The following is an 18,286-nucleotide window of genomic DNA, read 5'->3' on the forward strand; positions in this document are numbered from 1 at the left end:
ACCCCGGTACCCCGGCTTGTTAGCCTGGAACCACTGCCCCCGACCCCGGAGACGATCGTCATGCCAAGGCCAGAGCACGAAAAGACCACCAAGAGCAAGGCATTCGGCGTCGCGTTCACGGTTGCGTTGGCCACTGGTCTGCTCTCGCTCGTGCTCATCTCGGTGAACGGCATTTATCGCCAGCAGTTCTCGGACTTCTCTTTCGGTCGCGGTGACGCACGCTACGACTCCACCGGGGGCCTGTTCATCCTCGAATGGATTCCGGCGTGGGTTTCGATTGTCGTCTGCGGCATCGTCCTTGCCTGCGCCATCGTCTGCGTTGCGACTGCCGACGGGCGCGATCTTCCCGGGCTCATCAACCTCGCGATGCTCTCGGGTATCTTCTGCGCGTTCTTGAACCTGATCGCGGCAACGCTGTTCCAGCACGCGGACGGCATCATCGTCTCCTGGTACGAAGGCGGCATCAGGCTCGGGTTCCATTGGATCGGCTCCCTCCTTGCGGTTGTCGCTTCGATCATCCTGATCATTCGAGCGATCACGCTCAACGACGAGTACAAACGGCTCCGCAACGCTCGGGCGCTCTAGGACGCACCGACTCGGCCTCAGAAGGCTCGCGTCTCGAGCAAATTCCCGCGGACCGAAGCGGCTGCGCCTCGGAGCGTTCGCCCGCAATGTCAGCGGCGCATGATGGGATACAAGCATGGACCCCCTCGTCGTGATCGTCAGTGTCGTCGCGCTCATCATCGGTGCGGCCCTCGGAGCGCTCTTCGTGCACAGTCGCGGTGTCGCCGCGCGCGCCAAACTCGAGGCGGCAGCGCAGGGCGCTGAGCAGCAACACGAGCGCACGCGCGCCGAGCTCCACCAAGAACGTGAAGAGACGAAGCGTCTTCGTCTCGACGCCGATGCGCGAGTGAGCGCCGCCCGCGACGAGGAGCGCAGCCTTGCAGAAGCGCGGTTGAACGACGAGCGCGAGCGTGCGGCAGCCGCGCACAAAGAGCTCGCGGCCTCGTGGCAGGAACGGCTCACGACGGCGGAACGGAACGCTGCAGACGACCTGGAGCGTGAACGGGCCGAGGCGAAACTCCGACTCGAGGAACTGCGCAACGATCAGCAGCGTCTGTCGAATGAGTTCGAAGCGCTCTCGAAGAAGGCCTTGCAAGCGAACGCAGCGGAGTTCCTCGAGCAGGCCGAGGAGCGCCTCAAGCGCTCGACAAACCTCGGCGCAGCCGAACTCGCCAAACGCGAAGAAGCGGTGAAGCAACTGGTCGAGCCGCTGACCCGAACGCTCGACACCGTGAAGGCAGAACTGACGACCTCCGAGAAGGCCCGATCCGAGGCGAACGCAGCACTCGCCGAGCAGCTCCGCGGTATGCGTGAATCCTCAGACCAGCTGAAGGACGAAACGAAGCAACTCGTCACGGCCCTTCGTGCCCCGCAAGTGCGCGGTCGTTGGGGCGAGCTCCAGTTGCGCCGGGTGGTCGAAGCAGCCGGCATGGTGAGCCACGTCGACTTCGAAGAGCAATCGCACCACAACACCGACGAGGGCGCGCTTCGCCCCGACCTTATTGTGAAGTTGCCCGGCAACAAACAGATCATCGTCGATGCGAAGGTCGCGTTCAATGGCTACCTCGAAGCGATGGAAGCCAAGGACGATCAGATCCGCGCCTCCAGGCTCAAAGCGCACGCGCGACACCTCAAAACCCACATCGATCAGCTCGGCGGCAAGGCCTACTGGGAGGCCGTCGAAGGCTCGCCCGAGTTCGTCGTCATGTTCGTGCCAGCAGAGGCGTTCTTGAATGCGGCGCTCGAAGAAGACCCGACGCTGTTCGAGCACGCCTTCGCCAGGAATGTCATTCTTGCGACCCCCGCGACGTTGATCGCGTTGCTGCGCACCGTCGGGTACACCTGGCGTCAAGAGCAGCTCGCGGGCGAAGCGATGCAGATTTTCACGGTCGGGCGAGAACTCCACAAGCGCCTCGGCACGCTCGGCGGTCACCTCACGAAGCTCGGCAAGCGCCTCAACAGCACGGTCGATGCGTTCAACGAGTTCAATACTTCACTCGATCGCAACGTGGTCACGCAGGCGCGTCGTTTCAGCGCCTTGCAAGGGTTCGAGACCTCGCTCGACTCCGCCCCACCGCTCGAAGTGCTCGCGGCACCCGCACAGAAGGAAGACCTGTACACGCAGGTCGATTCGAATGCGCTCAACGACGTTGACGACCCCGATTCGCAGCGTGCCATCGCTCCGACGCTCGACTTCGGGAACACTGCCGCAGCAGACGACACAGAACACGGCGCGGAACAAACCGGGCGATAGTTAGCTCGCTCGCACACAGGCGCTTAGGCACGCACCCGCACAGGCACACATCCGCTTACGCGCTCAGGCGCTCAGCCACTCGGGCGCTCAGCCGCTCAGGCGCTCAGGCGCTTACGCGTTCGTGAAACCCCACCAGATGAGCAGCATCGTCACGAGGAAACCGACGACATAGTTCGCGTACAAGAACTTTCGCCAGCCCCGGTTCGCAGCCTCCGCGTTCTCGTCGGTGATGTTCCAGAACGGGAGGGCGAGCGCGATATACGGGATCACGAGCAGCGCACCGAGCGGTCCCGGCCATTCGGTGAACACCATGAGGAAGCCACCGGCGAACCAAGCACCGATGGCGCCACGAACGGTCGCACGCGCGCCGAGCACGGTTGCGATGGAAGCGAGACCGCCGGCGCGGTCGGCGACGACGTCCTGCACCGCCCCGAACGCGTGACTCGCCATGCCCCACAGGAAGAACGCGAGGAGCAGGCAGACGAGCGCCGGCGTCCAGGTCGCCCCTGCAAGCACGAGCCCGTAGACCGCTGGACTCACGAAGTGGGTGCTCGAGGTCACCGAATCGAGAAAGGGAATCTCTTTGAACCGCAGTCCGCGCATGGAATACGCGACGACCGCGAAAAGGCTGATCGCGAGCACGATCCACGACTGCCAATCGCCGAGCAGCACGAGCACGATGACGAAGGGAATCGTCGACAGCATCGCGGCGGCGAGCACCGCGCGGTGTCGGGACGGCGCGATGAGCGCGCCCTCCGCCCCTCCCTTTCGAGGGTTTCTGATGTCCGACTCGTAGTCGAAGACATCATTGATGCCGTACATCGCAAGGTTGTACGGGATGAGGAAGAAGATCGTGCCGACGATGAGGGCGAGAGAGATCTCGCGCTCCACCAGGAACACTGCGGCCGCGAAAGGAAACGCCGTGTTGATCCAGCTCACCGGCCGTGAGGCGAGGAACAGGTCGGCGAGGAACGAACGGTTACGCTCGGCGACCTGATGCATGTTCACCATCCTGGCGTGCGCGACGGTGTTCTCCAAAGTTCCAGATCGCCGCCACGACGAGCAGTGCCGCAAGCGGGTATGCGAAGTCTTCGATCGGGGCGAGCCCGATGAGGATGCCGAGGATGTGCTCGTCCGAGTAGGCGAAGAAGTCGACGGCGATCATGATGGTGTCGAAGATCGCGGTCATGATGACGAGGACCGCGAAGGCAACGGTCAGCGCGATCGCGTGCCCGCGTGGGCTGTATCGCCAAGCGAGTGCCGACACGATGATCGCAACGAGTACGAGCGCTGTGTTCGCGAGGAGATAGGTCACGAGGTGGCCTCCCGCCGCGAGGCCAGAATTCGAAGGACTCCCGTGTACAGGATCAAGCTGAAGTACGACAGGAAGATCAGGAACGCGAATTCTTCGATCGGCAGGTCCGGGATCACCTCAATGCCCGTCATGAAGGGTGAATCTCCGCGAAAGAAGATGCCGAATCCGATCCCGATGAGATCCCAGATCAGGAGCAACAGCGAGGACAGGCCGACGGCGAGTGCCGCGCGACCTGGTCGGTGCCAGAACGCGAGTTTCCAGCGCGCATCGATGAGTGCCATGCATCCGATCGTGAACAGCAGACTCCCGAGGTAGATCAGGGTCACGGTTGCGCCTGCCGTACCCGGATCGGTGCGGGCACACGACCTGCGTCACGGTCTCCGCGCGAGTGCTTCAAAACGAGTTCGGCGCTGATGAGGCACATCGGCAATCCGATTCCGGGAACGCTCGTCGCTCCCGCGAACACGAGACCATCGACATCGGGCGACGCCGTTGAGCCGCGGAACATCGCGCTCTGGCTGAGAATGTGCGAGGGCCCGAGCGCGGATGCCTTCCACGAGTTGAACTGTTCGGCGTAGTCGGCTGGTCCGATGGTTTTCCGCACGACGATTCGCTCGGCGAGGTCGGGGATTCCCGCCCATTCCGCGATGGTGGCGATCGCCGAGTCAGTGATCTGTTCGACCCGAGGGTCGCCGCCGCCGGTGCCGTCCGGGTTTGTGGTGCCTCCTCGTCCGAGCGATTCGTCTGCGGGCACCGGCACGAGGACGAACAGGTTCTCGTGATCGGCCGGAGCGACGGAATCATCCGTGACGCTCGGAGCGCACACGTAGAAGTTCGCCGGATCGCCGAGTTTGCCGGGGTTGCCGTAGAGGTCTTTGAAGTCGCCTTTCCAGTCGCTCGTGAAGAACAGCGAGTGGTGCGGCAGCTCTGGCACCCGGCCCTTGATGCCGAGGAGCGCGACGACGGCACTCGGACCGGCGGTGCGCTTGTCCCACTGCTTCTGCCGTTTCCCGTGAAACTTTTTCGGGATCAGCTTGGTTTCGGTGTGGTGACGGTCGGCGCCAGAGACGACGAGGTCTGCCCGGATCTCGCTCTCGCCTGCCTTGGTGCGCACGATGACGCCCTTCGCAGTGCCCGATTCATCGACCTTGATCGAAACGACCGGCGAGTTCAGGACGATCTCGGCGCCGGCCTCGCGGGCGAGCTTCGCGACCGAGTCGATGAACGCCGCAAACCCTCCCTGCGGGTAGAACACGCCCTCCTCCATGTCGAAGGTGCTCATGAGGTGGTACATGCTCGGTGCGACGTAGGGGCTGGTGCCGAGGAAGACGGCGGGATACCCGAGCACCTGCTGTAGGCGAGGGTCGCGCACGTGTTTGGCGATGAACTTGTTCATTGGTTGCAGCAGCAACTTCGCAAGCGTCGGGAACTTGGCGAAGATCTCTTTGTTGCCAATGCTCGTGAGTTTTGCAAACGGGTTGTACAGGAACTGCTCGACCGCGAGACGACCTGTTGTCGAGGCGCTGTCGAGGTAGCGGCGAAGCGCTGCACTACTGCCCGGTTCGAGGCGCTCGAATTCGGCGAAGGTGCGCTCGAGATCACCGTGCACCTGCATGTCGGTGCCGTCCTGAAAGAACACCTTGTACGCGGGATCGAGCCGATCGAGCTGTAGTTGCTCCTCGGTCGAGGTGCCGAGCAATTGGTAGAAGTGCTCGAAGACCTCGGCCATCAGGAACCAGGAGGGTCCGGTGTCGAAGGTGAAGCCTTCTGCGCTCCAGCGCCCGGCGCGGCCTCCGATCTCGCCTCGTGATTCGAGAATCGTGACGTTCCATCCGTCTTTCGCGAGCAGCGCGCCGCTCGCGAGCCCGGCGATACCCGCGCCGATGACGACCGCGGTCTTCCCCGCGCCCGATGATGCCGCGGGTGATTGGGCTGCGTTCATGCTCAGGCTCTTCTTCCGGTGATGAGAACTCTGCCCACGATTCGGGCCTTTTTCATTGATGGGACGCTTGCACGGTGTCGTGCGATTTCGTGAACAGGCATTGCACGAAGCTGTGCCGAGAGTTCACGGTAGAGCGCGAGTGCCGCACGGACCGCGCGCTGCACGCCCTTCGGGAGACCGCGGAGGGCTCGCTCGGCAATCGCGAGTTCGCGGTCGATGCCGTCGAGGATCTCGGTGACCGCCGCGGGGTCCGGGTTCGTCGGGTCTAGCCCTGGAAAGTAGCGACGTCCGCGTCCGTCAGCGTCTTCGCCGAGGTCGCGGAGGAAGTTCACGCGTTGGAACGCCGAGCCGAGCGCACGCGCCCCGCGCTCAAGGGTGTCGCGCTGCATCGCGGTCGGTGACCGATGCTGCAGGAAGGCTTGCAGGCACATCAGCCCGATCACTTCTGCGGAGCCGTACACGTAGGTGTCGAGTTCTGCTTCGGTGAAGTCCACGGGTTCGAGGTCGGCTCGCATCGAGGCGAAGAACGGCTTCGTCAGTGCAGTGCCGATATCGAGTGCTCGCGCGGATTCCGCGAAGGCGTGAACGACGAGGTTCGCACTGAACCCGGTGCGCAGCGCACGCTCGGTGTCTGCCTCGAGTTCGTCGAGCATCGCGCGGCACTCGGCCGGGGTGGCTCCTGCTTCCGCTGCCGGCCCGTCGACGACTTCGTCGGCAACGCGCACGAGCGCGTAGATCTTTCGGATATGGCTTCGGACAGGCTCCTGCAGCAATGCGGTCGCCAGGCCGAAGGAGGTCGAGTATGCCCCGATGACGTGGGCACTGGATTCCCGAGCAGTTTTCGAATACAGCGCCAGACCGGTGGTGTTCATCGGCGGCGGTCCACGCTTTCCTGCAGGAACGCGAGCAGGGTGTGCTGCAGCGATTCGGGCAACGGCGCTTCTTGAATGTTCGTTCGCGTCTCGTTGAAGACTCGCCGGATCTCGGCTTCGACCGCTGCGCGAGCGCCGCACTGTTCGAGTGTGTGCCGAATCCGGGTGGCATCTGCTTCTGAGAGGGTGGGCGTGCCGAAGACCGATTCAACTTCGTTCCACTGGGCACACTGCCGAGCGAATGCGATGAGGAGGGTCTGCTTACCTTCGCGGAGATCGCCGATGGCGCTCTTGCCGGTTTCGGCATCGCCGAAGACACCGAGAATGTCGTCGCGCAATTGGAAGACGAGCCCGAGCCCTTGCCCGATACGTTCCAGTGCCTCCACCGCTTCACGCTGCGCACCGGCGAGGATCGCGCCCGCGACCATGGGTGCCACGAAGGAGTAGCCGGCGGTCTTGTGCGCGATCATCTGCACGATTTCGTCTTCGCTCGCGATCACTCCGCTCGCGTAGCGCACATCCTCGAGTTCACCGGCTGCGGCGCTCAGGATCGCGTCTTCGACCACGTCGAAGAGTTCCCGATGGATTTCGCGATCGACGTCGAGCTCGGCGAAGGTGCGGAGCGCAAGGCTGATGAGGAGGTCGCCGGCGAGGATCGCCGCTGCGGTTCCGGCGATACGCGAGGTTTCGGCGTCCATGCCTCGAGCGCCCGCGTCTTGCATGAAGTGGCCCGCGATGTTCAGCGCGCCTCGACGAAGGGTGTCCTGGTCGATGACGTCGTCGTGCAGCAGGAATGCAGTGTGCAGGATCTCAAAGACAGCGGCGGTGGTGATGACGTTGTCGTCGATGGTGCCGAAGGCATCTGCGACGCTCGTCACGAGGCGAGGCCGGAGGCCTTTTCCGCCGCGAGTCGCGTCTCTGAGGTGCTCCCAGAGCCGTCCGAAGTCTCCGCCTCGAGCTTGAGCGGCGGGGGTCCTGCGTGCAAGCAGCGCCTCAATGCGAGCTTGGACTGCTTCGTGCGCGTGTTCGGCCGGTGTTCCTTGAAAAATTGCCTGCATTGCTGCGGTGCGGGTACCAACCGTCGCGCTCATTCGGCCGTGCCTTCTTGTTGTTCGAGTGCTTCGAGCTGACTGACGAGCCACGGGCTCAAGACGAATGGAGCTGCTTTCGCGGTCGCGGCGAGCGCGAGCGGGTCAGCCCATTCGAACTCTGCGACTTCATCCGGGTTGGGCGCTGGGATGTCTCGGGTGGTCGCCGTGTAGACCGGACACCATTCGTGTTCGACGATGCCGCTCGCGTCGACTGCACGGTAGGCGAAGTCGGGGAGGACTTCGGTGACGTTTTCGAGCGTGATGCCGAGTTCGAACGCTGCGCGGCGTGCGACCGCGTCGATGAGGAGCTCGTCCGGGCGCGGGTGCCCGCAGAAGCTGTTGGTCCAGACCCCCGGCCAGGTGCGCTTGCTCAGCGCTCGGCGCGTGACGAGGACTTGCCCTTGCTCGTTGTAGACATGGCAGGAGAATGCGAGGTGCAGTGGCGTGTCATGCGAGTGCACGCTCGATTTCGGCGCGATGCCGATTGGTGTTCGACTCTCGTCCAAGAGCACCACGTGGTCTTCACCGTGCGTTTCCTCGGTCATCATCGCCCCCTCTCAAAAGTTGTATACCAAGGTTACTATCACTTGGGGCTACCATTCACTCGTGAGCAATCGTGAAACGCAGGGACTTGGGCGAGACATCGTCTTCAATGATCCGCGCATCATCGACCCTCACAATGAAATACTCCAGCATTCCGCGATGAATGATGCAGATGTATCCCAAATCGTTGAACTCATGGACGCACTGCGCCAGTGGCGTGAGGCAGAAAACCGCATGAGCGCACGCGCGAGGAAGCGCATGCGCGTCGGCGATACCGACATGCGCGCAATCCGATTCTTGATGGCAGCGCACCACTCCGGCGAAGTCGTGACGCCCGCTCGCCTCGCTGAGCACCTCGGTGTCACTCGCGCCTCGATCACGAAACTGCTCGACCGACTCGAGGACGCGGGCCACATCACTCGCGCGCCGCACCCGAACGACCGACGCGCGCTGCACATCCGCGTGCAGGATCAGACTCGGAAAACCGCTCGTGAGGGCGTTGGTCGGATGCACGCTCGAAGGTTCAACATCGCGGCCGATTACTCGAACGAGGAACGCGCCGTCATCAAGAAGTTCCTCCTCGATCTGGCTGCAACAGAAGCCGACGATCTCGCTCTCGACGAGCCCGAGGCGACCGAAGGATCACGGTCCGACCGCCGGTAACCGCAGAGAGCGCGGCGAGCGGTGCTGCCGCTGGACGCAGCAATATGCTCGGTTCGCGAAATTCTCGATGCCTATTTGGCTGATTCCTGTGCGGCCTGTTGTGCGGCGGCAGCGGCCCGGGAATCCGAGATGAACTCACGAACCCGTTGGTCGACGATGATGTCGGCGGGACGGAGCGGGCGAGTGAGGTACAGGCCTTCGAGCGAGGTCAACCGCGACAGCGCAACGTAGGTCTGCCCCGGGCTGAAGGCCCGCGAACCCAAATCGACGATTGCTTGATCGTAGGTTTTGCCCTGCGACTTGTGAATCGTGACCGCCCACGCGAGCCGGAGCGGGAACTGTGTGAATTCCGCAACGATGTCGCGCTTCAACTCTTTCGTGACTGGCGAGTAGGAGTACCGGTACTTCTCCCAGATCATCGGATCGACCTCATGGTGTTCACCATCGATGTCGACCCAGACGGTGTCGCGGATCTCGACGACCGTGCCGATCGTGCCGTTCACCCAGCGCTGCTCACTGTCGTTGCGCAAGAACATGACCTGCGCTCCCTCTTTGAGATCGAGCTTCTCGTCGGCAGGGAAGGTTCGGCCACCGAAGTCGCCGGAGATCTCCGCGACCGCGGTACGAGCCTTTCCGGGGAGCTTCGCGAGGTTCGCCGCATTGATGCGATTGACGGTGTCGTTCCTGCTCGCGAGCGTCAGGATCCCGTCTTCCGGCGGCGTCCGCGCGCCCTTCGTGTTGAGCAACTCGGCGATCTCCGCCGTCACCGTGCCGTGTCGGACCGCGTTCAATGCCTGCTTGAACTCGAGATCTCGCTGACGGTGGATGTGCACGAGTTCGATCGTCGTGAGGCTGGTTTCTTGCCAGACGTTCGCGTCGAAGAACCACATCGAGCGGTAATGGTCTGCGAAGTACGCGCGCTCTTCGGCATCGCCGGGCACGGGTGCGAGCTGGTACGGATCACCGAACATGATGACCTGTACGCCGCCGAACGCTTCGTGCTTCCGTTGCCTCGCCTGCCGCAGCGAACGATCGATGCCGTCGAGGAGGTCGGCGTTGACCATGGAGATCTCATCGATCACGAGGGTGTCGATCGTGTTGAGGATCTTCCTGAGTTCGGTCGTCTGTCGCAGCTCACCCTGTGCGATCACGCCGAGCGGCAAACGGAAGAGCGAGTGGATGGTCTGTCCGCCGACGTTCAGCGCAGCGACGCCCGTGGGAGCGCAGATCACGATCTGCTTGCTCGTGTTCCAGTTCAGGTGATTGAGGAGCGTCGACTTTCCGGTGCCGGCGCGGCCCGTGATGAAGAGGTGGTCACTCGTCGACTCGATGCGCTCGAACAGCGCTTGCTGTTCTGCAGAGAGTTTGAGAGCCACTCAAACATCGTAAAGGTCAGCGGAGGCTGCTCAGGCTGGGCGCACCAGTTCGTGCGCAGTTGCGACAGTCTCGAGTGCCCGTGTCGTGAGGGAGAGATCGTGCAGGTCGACACGGATCGCGCTCTCCGGTGGCACCGTCTCCCAGCCTTCGGTCTCGATCCCGCTCGATGCGAAAGCGACGGCGTCTTCCGTGCGCAAGAAACTGAGGTTGTAGTAGTCGTCCTCGTGCCCGGGCGGGAGGGTGCGCCCGAAGCCGCGCGCGAGCAGTGCTTCCTTTGGCGCGGGCGCAGCGCTTGCAGCGTGCACGGCGATGAGTTCTTGCGGAGTGAGCACGAAGAGGTTGAGGGCGGCGCCCGGAAAACGGATGCTGAGATCCTCGACGGTCTCGGTGACGGCGTCGAAGACGGTCGCACCCGAGTCGATTCGGCGAAGGATCAGAGCGAAAACGGCAGCGGTGTCGGTGGTGCCGCCAACGCGCTCGAGCTCGTCCGCACGTACGAGCGAGCGCAGCTTCGCGACTGGTCCGATACTCCCGTTGTGGATGAGCGCGACGTCGCCAACACGGAAGGGGTGCGTGTTCCGAATGTGGTTGCCGCCGAGCACGGTTGCCAGACGCAGATGCGCGATCCTTGCGATGCTCGGGGTGTCGGCAAGCGAGCCCGACAGGCCCCGGCTCGATGCCCCGCCGACCGGCTCGCGGTAGCGACGGACGCTGCCTTCATCGATCCAGGCGGTGCCCCATCCGTCTGAGTGGAGCGAGCTGAGCGTGTGAAAGGCGGCGCAGTTGTCGGGACCCACGATCTCCTGGGTCGTGCGGGGAACTCGCGAAGCGAATCCGAGCATGCGGCACATTGCGGCCTCCTTCCTCATGCAATCGTGCCGAAGCGAACACCCCGGCGCCAGCAGCGGCGTAACCTTGCGTCACAAGGGGCCGCAACGTTCCACAGCCGATCCCGCGGCCGCTCGGAGGCCGCTGCTGCCCTCCCCGCATTCGTGCATTCCGGTCGCGAGTGGAAAGATAGATCGAACCCGTTGAGAAGGAGGAACGCGAATGTGCCGTCTGCTGGCATTCGCCGCTCCCGACCCCCGCACCGCCACCGATGTCATCGGTGCTGCAGCGTGCCGTGAGTTTCAGCGCATGGGCCGACTGCACTGCGACGGTTGGGGAACCGCCTGGATCCAAGACGGAGAAGTTCGCCGGTTCCGCGACCCGAGCGATGGGACGACGAACCCCGATCTCGCGGGAGCGCTTGCCGACACCCCGAGCGTCGCGCGGCTCACGCACTTGCGTCTGGCGACCGACGGCATGCGGAACTACCGTTCGAACACGCACCCGTTTCGAGTCGACGGGATCGCATTGGCACACAATGGCAGTGTTCGACCGGCGAAGGAGCTGCGTGCGCTCGTCACCGAGGAGGAGCTGCGCAGAGTCGGCGGCGAGACCGACACCGCATGCCTCTTCGCCCTGATTCTTCGGCGCGTCGACGCCGGAGTCGGGGTGTTCGACGCGGTGGCCGCGACGGTCGCAGCGGTGCGTTCGCAGTTCCCGAGCTCGGCGATCAACCTCATCGTGTTGACCCGAGACGAGCTCATCGCGGTGCACGCGAACGAGGGCGCCCCCGTTCCGCACAAAGAATTCGAGGAATCCGGGCTCGGCGACGATCTGCCACGCGATCATGTCGATCACTACTACCAGCTGAGCATGCGCCGCTCCGATGACGGGACGACCGTCTTCTCCTCGAGCGGACTCGACACCGAAGGCTGGGAACGTCTCGAACAGAACACCGCGGTTCGCGTCGATCTGCACACGCTCGAGATCACCCGCGCCAGCACCGCGCCGAGCGTCGTGCTCGGGGGCGACGCTAGCCGCGAAGCTGCAGCAGCGACCGCACCAGCTCGGTAATCGACGATCCCGCAGTTGCCGGGATCGTGACTCCTGCCAGGAGATCGGTCCCATTCGCATCGATCTTCGCCCCGAGCGCACCGCACAGCGCACCGACGAGTCCCGGCAGGCTGTCCTGGTGACGCGTCACGGCGAACGCGAGCGGCATCGCGAGCGCATGGTTGCCACCGCACGCCTCCGTGATCGCGATCGCGAGCGGCAGGGTTTCGGTCACCGTGCCCGCGTGACTGTAGGTGCGTGGTGCGAAGACCTGAACGAGTTCCGGGATCGCGAGGAACGGTTGCGGTGCAGCCTGCATGATCGATCGAGCCTGCGCGATGTTGCCGTGCAGCCACTCATCGAATTCGAGCGTCGCGAGTGCAGCATCGATGGCCGATTCGATCGTGGCGCCCTCGAAACTCGCGTTCAGAATGTGCGCGAACAGCACCGCAGCGTGCACGCCGACGCCGTCGTGCGTGATGCGGGCGAACTGCGCCGCGCGCTCTGCGGCCTCGAGTGGCGTTCGTGCAGCGATGGCAGCGGCGAGCGCGCCGGGCAGCGCCGTGTCGTCGTAGAAGGCCGGATTGTCTTGCCCGGTTTGTGGCGGCACCAGGCCATGGCGGGAGTTGTCGAGCGCTGAACGCTGCGCGGTTCCGAGCCAGGTGTCGGGCTGATCGACGAGGCGAACCCACTCGGTGAAGAGCTCATCGGTGGACCCTGTCCCCGCCATCGACAGCGCTGCGACCGCGAAGAGTTCCGCGTCGTCGGTACCAACGAGCGATTCGGTCCCGAGCGCCGAGAGCACGAAGGGCACGACGGGACGGAGCACCTGCGAGTCGTCGAGGTCTGCAGTGCCTCGGCGCAGCATCTGACGGACCCATGGATCTCGAATGGTGCGGTGGACGCTTGCGGGAGCACCGAGTGCGTCACCGAGTACCAGGCCGTGTGCAGCCGCGAGCGCGCGCTGCACGATTGCTCCGTCGAGATCGACTTCCGCGGTCATGCGGCTTCCATCCAATCCGTGTTCGCGCGGTCGACGAGGGCGTCGGCCATGGCAATGAGGTCGGTGCCCCGGGTTGCTTCGATACAGCGCCCGGCGACATGGCGAACCTGTTCGACCAGTTGCGCATCGAGCGCTTCGATACCGTGCAGCGCTCCGGCGACCGCACCGCTCATCGCTGCGATCGTGTCGGAGTCGCGACCGATGTTGACGCCCGACTCGATCACACTGATTTCACCGTTGTTCGCGCGGAGAAGACCGAGGGTCAAGGCAAGCGCCTCGGGGGCGACGTCGGCCCACATGTACTGTCGGAGCGGGATCTGCGCGAAGAGGGCTTCTTCCGCCTCGATCACGCTGCCGGCACGCTCTGCGATCTGCAGCGCGCGACGAGCGAGTCGCGCAGACCAAGAATCGCTCGGGAGCGCGCGCATCATCGCGTCGAGCACGGGATCGATCGAGGTGTCGATCATCGCGACTGCGACGCCGGCGGCGAGCGCCTCGGCGCAGTACACGCCATCGCGATCGTGACTGACTCGAGCATCGATCGCTGCAAGTGCGGCAGCGAGCTCCGGGTCCCCGGCCGCGTAGATCCCGATCGGCGCGACTCGCATGGCAGCGCCGTCGCTCCACATCTCGGAGTTTCGCTGGCCGCTCTGCGGCGGGCGCAGACCCTGCTGGAGGTTCGAGAGCGCGATCATTTCGCTGAATCCTGCGCCGTGGAAGCCGGCGTTCTGGACTTCGAGCGCGCGAAGCCAGTTGTCGGCGACCGCTTCCGAGCTGAGCGCGCGGCCGTGCGACAGCACTGTCTGGGCAGTGAGGACCGCGTACTCGGTGTCGTCGGTCCCGGCAGCATCTTCTTCGAGGAAGCCGGTGACTCGACCCCATCGTTCTCGGATCGCATGGAGCGTCATGTTCTCGGTTGGCGCTCCCATGGCGTCACCAATCGCGAGTGCAAGGAGTGATCCTCGGGCTCGATTTTTCATTCCATCTCCGATTTAGTGAAACGTTTTGCTTCACCCTAGCGTGATTATTTGCCACCGTTACAGGGAATTTATAAGAAGGACTTGCCCCATATCGCAATTTCACGCATGCTAAGACAAAACGTTTTGCAAAACAGATTGAGGTTTCTCGTGGCCGGAATTCGCGACGTCGCTGCCAGTGCAGGCGTCAGCATGGCCACGGTCTCCCACGTCATCTCCGGGAAGCGCAGTGTTTCAGCCCCGACGCGGGCGAAAGTCGAAAAGGCCATCAAAGAACTCGGGTATCGCGCGCACCCGGGCGCCGCGCAGCTGCGCTCCGGCCGGACAGGCACGATCGCCCTGGTGGTTCCGACGCTCGAGAACCCCTTCTACCCACTCGTCGCCGTCGGAATGCAAGACGTCCTCATTCCTCGCGAGATCATGCTGACGATCTCCGACTCCAATGGCCCCGGCCGAAGCGAGAACACGCTCCGACACCTCATCTCGCGTCGGGTCGACGCGGTCGTGGCAGCCCCTTTCGGTCTCACCGAGGCGGTCCTCGAAGAACTCCACACGGCGCAGATCCCGTTCGTCACGCTCGGTCGAGTGAGTGCCGATGGCGGAGATCTCGTGCACACGGACGACGCGGCGGGCGCGCGAGAGATCACCGATCATCTCCTCGATCGCGGGTACCGCAAGCTCGCCTTCATCGGTGGTGAAGAAGCGGCGGTGCCGACGAAGCAGCGCCTCGAGGGATTCGTTCGCGCGCACCAGCTGCGCGCCCTCGACCTCCGAAAGCACCAGATCGCCTACGGCTCCTTCACCCGTGAAGGTGGTCGCAACGCTGCCCGCGAACTCCTCACCAAGCGCGAACGCCCAGACGCGATCGTCGCCGCCAACGACCTCATCGCGATCGGCGTGCTCGATGCCGCGCGCGAACTCGGCCTCCGTGTGCCAAAAGACCTCGCGGTCACCGGCTACGACGACATCGAAGCCGCCTCCCTCGTGAGCCCAGCGCTCACCACTGTCGAAAACCCTGCCCGCGAGATCGGAAGAACCTGCGCTCGCCTCCTCCTTGACCGTCTCGACGGTGAAGTGAGCGAAATCACTCGAACAATCGGCTTGTCCCACCGACTGATCGTTCGGCAATCCAGCTAAGTCCCCTCACCAGATCACGAAAGAAGAGCACCATGACCATAAAGAAGCGTGCGCTGACCGTCACCGGTATCGCTGCTGCAGCCGCCCTCACCCTGGCTGGCTGCACCAACGGTGGCAGCAGCGAAGGCGTCTCGTATTGGGGAGCGTTCTACGCACCAGAGACCGAGACCGCGTTCCAGGAGATCTTCGTTGATGGCTTCAATGAAGAGAGCGACGTCGCTCTCAACATGGAGGTCAAGGAACTCACCACGATCGGCCAACTGACCGACACCGCAGTCGCAGCAAACCAGGCCGCGGACATCATCTACGCCGACGGCCCCTCCTCGGCTTCCGACTTCGCTCGCGCAGACCAGACCCTCTCGCTCGACGACTACGCCGCCGAATACGGCTGGGAAGACCAGCTGCTGCCGTGGGCCTATGAACTCAGCAAGGTCGACGGCTCGCTCATGTCCGTGCCGACCGGCTACGGCTCGATGGTGCTCTACTACAACGCAGACGTGTTCGAAGAGAACGGCTGGACCGCCCCGACGACCCTCGCCGAGTTCGAGCAGGTCGCCGCAGCGGCAGCGGTCAAGGGAATGACACCACTCGGAGGCGGAAACGCCGGGTACCAGGGCATGAGCGAATGGCTCATCACCGCGGTCCTCAACGCGACCGTCGGCCCGGAGCGCATCTACGAAGTCCTCACCGGTGAAGCTTCGTTCGCAGACCCAGACTTCGTTGCCGCGATCGACCTCATCAAGTCATGGATCGACAACGGCTGGCTCGCCGGTGGATCACAGTCGTACTTCACGACCGACGACACCGCGAACGTCACGGGCCTCGCAAACGGAACGACCGCCATGTACATCAGCGGAACCTGGGCCTTCAACTCGATGTCACAGGTCTTCGAAGACCCAGAGGGCTGGGAGTGGGCACCACTGCCGTCGTTCAGCGATGCAGTCGAGCCGGGTGTGTTCCCGCTCGCCATCGGCACCGCGCTGTCGGTGAACGCGAAGACGGAAGACGCTGACACCTCGGCGGCCTTCATCGACTACCTCGTCGGCGACGTTGAGCGCTCGCTCTCGTACACGGCACGCACCGGCGAGAACCCGCCACCGCTCAACATCACGGCAGACCAGTTCCCCGCAGAGGTCGATGACCGCACCGTCCGCCTGTACAGCGAGATCCCGGAGACCACCAACGTCGGCTACGCCACGTGGACCTTCTTCCCGCCGCAGACGAACAGCTACCTCATCACCGAATTCGACAAGGTCGTCACCGGCGACATCTCTTCGCAGGAATACCTCGAAGGAATGCAGGCGAAGTTCGACACCGAGTTCGAGGCCGGCACCACCCTGACCCCGTTCACTCCTGCGAGCGCGGGCTGATCCTTGTCCGTACTTTCACCATCGCGGTCGCGGCGGGATGCAAAGGCATCCCCGCCGCGGCCGCGTCGTGCGCGCAAGCACGGCCGCCTCATCGCATGGCTGTTCGTCTCGCCGCTCCTGCTCATCAACCTGTTCGTCATCACCGGACCGGGCGCGGCTTCGGTCTTCTACTCGTTCACTGATTGGAACGGGCTCGCCGCCCCCGAGTTCATCGGGCTCGCGAACTATGCCGAGATGCTGAACTCGCCCGCCGTCTGGAACGCGCTGGTCCACAACGTGCTCTGGACCCTCTTCTTCCTGATCGTGCCCATGGCCATGGGTCTCGTCGGCGCATTCCTGCTCTCCCGCGTGAAGCGCGGGCAGATTCTCTTCCGCGTGCTCTACTTCATTCCCTACGTGCTCGCGACCGTCGTCTCCGCCGCCATCTGGCGCCAAATCCTCGACCCGAACGGCGGCATCGGCACCGTCCTGGCCGACCTCGGCCTTCCGTTCCTCGTCGACGTCAACTTCCTCGGAAACCCCTCGCTCGCCCTCGGCTCGGTCGCGTTCATCAACACCTGGCAGTGGTGGGGATTCCTGCTCGTCATCTTCCTCGCATCGATGCAGGCCGTTGACCCGGCACTGTACGAGGCCGCTCGCCTCGACGGCGCGGGTCCCTTCCGCGAGTTCTGGAACATCACGCTGCCCTCGATCCGACCGACGTTCGTCTTCTTGGCGCTCATGACCGTGATCTGGTCGTTCCTGGTCTTCGACTACATTTACGTCCTTACCCAGGGCGGTCCCGCCGGCTCTACCGATGTGCTCAGCACACTGCTCTACCGCGAAGCGTTCATGAACCAGCGCCAGGGCTACGCCTCAGCCGTTGCGATGCTGCTCTCGGCCATCAGCGCGATCACCGTGCTCGGATACCTGGTGCTGCGCCGACGCATGAAATGGGATGTGTAAATGTCGATGCAGCCTGTGAAATTCCGCGCTCGTCAGCGCATCGGCGCCTTCGTGCCGTGGCTGATCCTGATCATCCTCGGCATCTACGCGCTCGCGCCGCTCGTGATCTTCGGGTTCAACTCCCTGAAGTCTTCCCGCGAGATCGCGTCCAACCCGATGGGACTTCCGGAGCAGTGGAACTGGGAGAACTTCGCTGAGGCCTGGCAGCAGGCCCGCATGGGCACCGCGCTGCTCAACAGTGGAATGATCGCGATCCTCACGGCGGTCGGGGTCGCACTCATCGCCTCGATGGCCGCGTACGCCATGACGCGCCTGAACCTGCCCGGCAAGGGCGCCTGGATCATGTGGCTGCTCGTGTCGTCGTCACTCCCGATCCAGTTGTTCCTGGTGCCGCTCGTGAGCTGGTGGTCGTTCCTCGGCCTCTACAACGAGCGAATCGGTCTCGTGATCATCTACATGGCCGTGTACAGCCCCTTCGCGACGCTGTTGATCCGCTCCTTCATGATCGGCCTCCCGAACGAGTACATCGAGGCCGCACGGATCGACGGCGCGGGCGAACTCCGCCTGTTCTTCCGGATCGTCATGCCGATGGTGTGGCCAGGCGTGCTCACCGCTGCGCTCGTCGCGGGATTGCAGGCTTACAACGAGTTCATGCTCGCGGTGACCTTCATTCAAGATCGCAGTTCGCAACCGGTCGCGCTCTCGCTCTACTCATTCCAGCAGGGCTTCACCACGGACTGGTCGCTCGTGAGCGCGGCCGGCATCATCATGGCCCTGCCGGTCATCGTGCTCTTCATTGCAGCGCAGAAGAAGTTCATCGACGGCTACGCCTCGGGCGGGCTCGCGAACTAAG

The 18,286-nt window shown here is 63.8% G+C and carries 19 protein-coding genes; 8 read left to right on the forward strand and 11 right to left on the reverse strand.

Going from position 1 to position 18,286, the window contains the following annotated elements; all coding sequences use genetic code 11:
* Window positions 1–60: 60 nt before the first annotated feature.
* Both U2H20_RS07960 and rmuC read left to right on the forward strand, forming a co-directional pair.
* Entirely contained in the window at window positions 61–585 is a 525-nt protein-coding gene (locus U2H20_RS07960; RefSeq protein WP_430591758.1) for a hypothetical protein, read from the forward strand.
* 115 nt (window positions 586–700) lie between these two features.
* Complete coding sequence (gene rmuC, locus U2H20_RS07965; RefSeq protein WP_430591759.1) at window positions 701–2,317, forward strand: DNA recombination protein RmuC; 1,617 nt, start codon at window positions 701–703, stop codon at window positions 2,315–2,317.
* Between the two features lie 111 nt (window positions 2,318–2,428).
* Here rmuC and U2H20_RS07970 read toward each other — a convergent pair whose 3' ends face one another.
* Genes U2H20_RS07970 through idi form a run of 7 tightly spaced genes read right to left on the reverse strand, consistent with a single transcriptional unit; the run spans window position 2,429 to window position 8,082 of the window.
* Window positions 2,429–3,319 carry a prenyltransferase gene (locus U2H20_RS07970; protein ID WP_430591760.1) on the reverse strand — a complete coding sequence of 297 codons (891 nt, stop codon included), beginning with the start codon at window positions 3,317–3,319 and terminating at the stop codon, window positions 2,429–2,431.
* Window positions 3,297–3,632, reverse strand: a complete 336-nt coding sequence (locus U2H20_RS07975; RefSeq protein ID WP_430591761.1) for a lycopene cyclase domain-containing protein — start codon at window positions 3,630–3,632, stop codon at window positions 3,297–3,299. Before U2H20_RS07975 ends, U2H20_RS07970 begins: the two co-directional genes overlap by 23 nt.
* Window positions 3,629–3,958, reverse strand: coding sequence for a lycopene cyclase domain-containing protein (locus U2H20_RS07980; protein WP_430591762.1), 330 nt, complete (start codon window positions 3,956–3,958; stop codon window positions 3,629–3,631). Before U2H20_RS07980 ends, U2H20_RS07975 begins: the two co-directional genes overlap by 4 nt.
* Complete coding sequence (crtI, locus tag U2H20_RS07985; RefSeq protein WP_430591763.1) at window positions 3,955–5,574, reverse strand: phytoene desaturase family protein; 1,620 nt, start codon at window positions 5,572–5,574, stop codon at window positions 3,955–3,957. The genes U2H20_RS07980 and crtI overlap by 4 nt, the downstream gene beginning before the upstream one ends.
* A 2-nt stretch (window positions 5,575–5,576) precedes the next feature.
* Window positions 5,577–6,446 carry a phytoene/squalene synthase family protein gene (locus tag U2H20_RS07990; protein ID WP_430591764.1) on the reverse strand — a complete coding sequence of 290 codons (870 nt, stop codon included), beginning with the start codon at window positions 6,444–6,446 and terminating at the stop codon, window positions 5,577–5,579.
* Window positions 6,443–7,537, reverse strand: coding sequence for a polyprenyl synthetase family protein (locus U2H20_RS07995; protein ID WP_430591765.1), 1,095 nt, complete (start codon window positions 7,535–7,537; stop codon window positions 6,443–6,445). Before U2H20_RS07995 ends, U2H20_RS07990 begins: the two co-directional genes overlap by 4 nt.
* The gene (gene idi, locus U2H20_RS08000) at window positions 7,534–8,082 is read right to left on the reverse strand and encodes an isopentenyl-diphosphate Delta-isomerase (protein WP_430591766.1); all 549 of its coding nucleotides are present in this window, start codon (window positions 8,080–8,082) and stop codon (window positions 7,534–7,536) included. The genes U2H20_RS07995 and idi overlap by 4 nt, the downstream gene beginning before the upstream one ends.
* Window positions 8,083–8,143: 61 nt before the next feature.
* On the opposite strand from idi, the gene U2H20_RS08005 reads away from it, so the two are divergent.
* Window positions 8,144–8,743 carry a MarR family winged helix-turn-helix transcriptional regulator gene (locus U2H20_RS08005; RefSeq protein ID WP_430591767.1) on the forward strand — a complete coding sequence of 200 codons (600 nt, stop codon included), beginning with the start codon at window positions 8,144–8,146 and terminating at the stop codon, window positions 8,741–8,743.
* Between the two features lie 71 nt (window positions 8,744–8,814).
* Here the strand turns inward: U2H20_RS08005 and U2H20_RS08010 are convergent, their stop codons facing one another.
* Window positions 8,815–10,119: an ATP-dependent DNA helicase gene (locus tag U2H20_RS08010; RefSeq protein ID WP_430591768.1), complete on the reverse strand. Its 1,305-nt coding sequence runs from the start codon at window positions 10,117–10,119 to the stop codon at window positions 8,815–8,817.
* 30 nt (window positions 10,120–10,149) lie between these two features.
* On the reverse strand, window positions 10,150–10,971 hold the full coding sequence (locus U2H20_RS08015; protein WP_430591769.1) for a class II glutamine amidotransferase: 822 nt from the start codon (window positions 10,969–10,971) through the stop codon (window positions 10,150–10,152).
* 199 nt (window positions 10,972–11,170) lie between these two features.
* Here U2H20_RS08015 and U2H20_RS08020 point away from each other — a divergent pair, with 199 nt between their 5' ends.
* Window positions 11,171–12,022 (forward strand): class II glutamine amidotransferase, encoded by an 852-nt coding sequence (locus tag U2H20_RS08020; RefSeq protein WP_430591770.1) that lies wholly within the window; start codon window positions 11,171–11,173, stop codon window positions 12,020–12,022.
* On the opposite strand, the gene U2H20_RS08025 is transcribed toward U2H20_RS08020, so the two are convergent.
* Together U2H20_RS08025 and U2H20_RS08030 are read right to left on the reverse strand one after the other, a co-directional pair.
* A complete protein-coding gene (locus tag U2H20_RS08025; protein WP_430591771.1) occupies window positions 11,982–13,004 on the reverse strand; it encodes an ADP-ribosylglycohydrolase family protein in 1,023 nt (340 codons plus the stop codon). The two genes, U2H20_RS08020 and U2H20_RS08025, sit on opposite strands and share 41 nt — an antisense overlap.
* A complete protein-coding gene (locus U2H20_RS08030; protein ID WP_430591772.1) occupies window positions 13,001–13,984 on the reverse strand; it encodes an ADP-ribosylglycohydrolase family protein in 984 nt (327 codons plus the stop codon). The genes U2H20_RS08025 and U2H20_RS08030 overlap by 4 nt, the downstream gene beginning before the upstream one ends.
* A 147-nt stretch (window positions 13,985–14,131) precedes the next feature.
* Here U2H20_RS08030 and U2H20_RS08035 point away from each other — a divergent pair, with 147 nt between their 5' ends.
* From U2H20_RS08035 to U2H20_RS08050, 4 genes are read left to right on the forward strand one after another with little or no spacing between them, the layout of a single operon-like run.
* Window positions 14,132–15,118, forward strand: a complete 987-nt coding sequence (locus U2H20_RS08035) for a LacI family DNA-binding transcriptional regulator (protein WP_430591773.1) — start codon at window positions 14,132–14,134, stop codon at window positions 15,116–15,118.
* Window positions 15,119–15,150: 32 nt separating this feature from the next.
* Complete coding sequence (locus tag U2H20_RS08040; protein ID WP_430591774.1) at window positions 15,151–16,488, forward strand: ABC transporter substrate-binding protein; 1,338 nt, start codon at window positions 15,151–15,153, stop codon at window positions 16,486–16,488.
* A 3-nt stretch (window positions 16,489–16,491) separates the two neighbouring features.
* Window positions 16,492–17,433: a carbohydrate ABC transporter permease gene (locus tag U2H20_RS08045; protein ID WP_430591775.1), complete on the forward strand. Its 942-nt coding sequence runs from the start codon at window positions 16,492–16,494 to the stop codon at window positions 17,431–17,433.
* The gene (locus tag U2H20_RS08050; protein ID WP_430591776.1) at window positions 17,434–18,285 is read left to right on the forward strand and encodes a carbohydrate ABC transporter permease; all 852 of its coding nucleotides are present in this window, start codon (window positions 17,434–17,436) and stop codon (window positions 18,283–18,285) included.
* The last annotated feature ends 1 nt before the right edge of the window (window position 18,286 follow it).

It is taken from the genome of Humidisolicoccus flavus (assembly GCF_045689595.1).
Taxonomy (GTDB): Bacteria; Actinomycetota; Actinomycetes; order Actinomycetales; family Microbacteriaceae; genus Humidisolicoccus; species Humidisolicoccus flavus.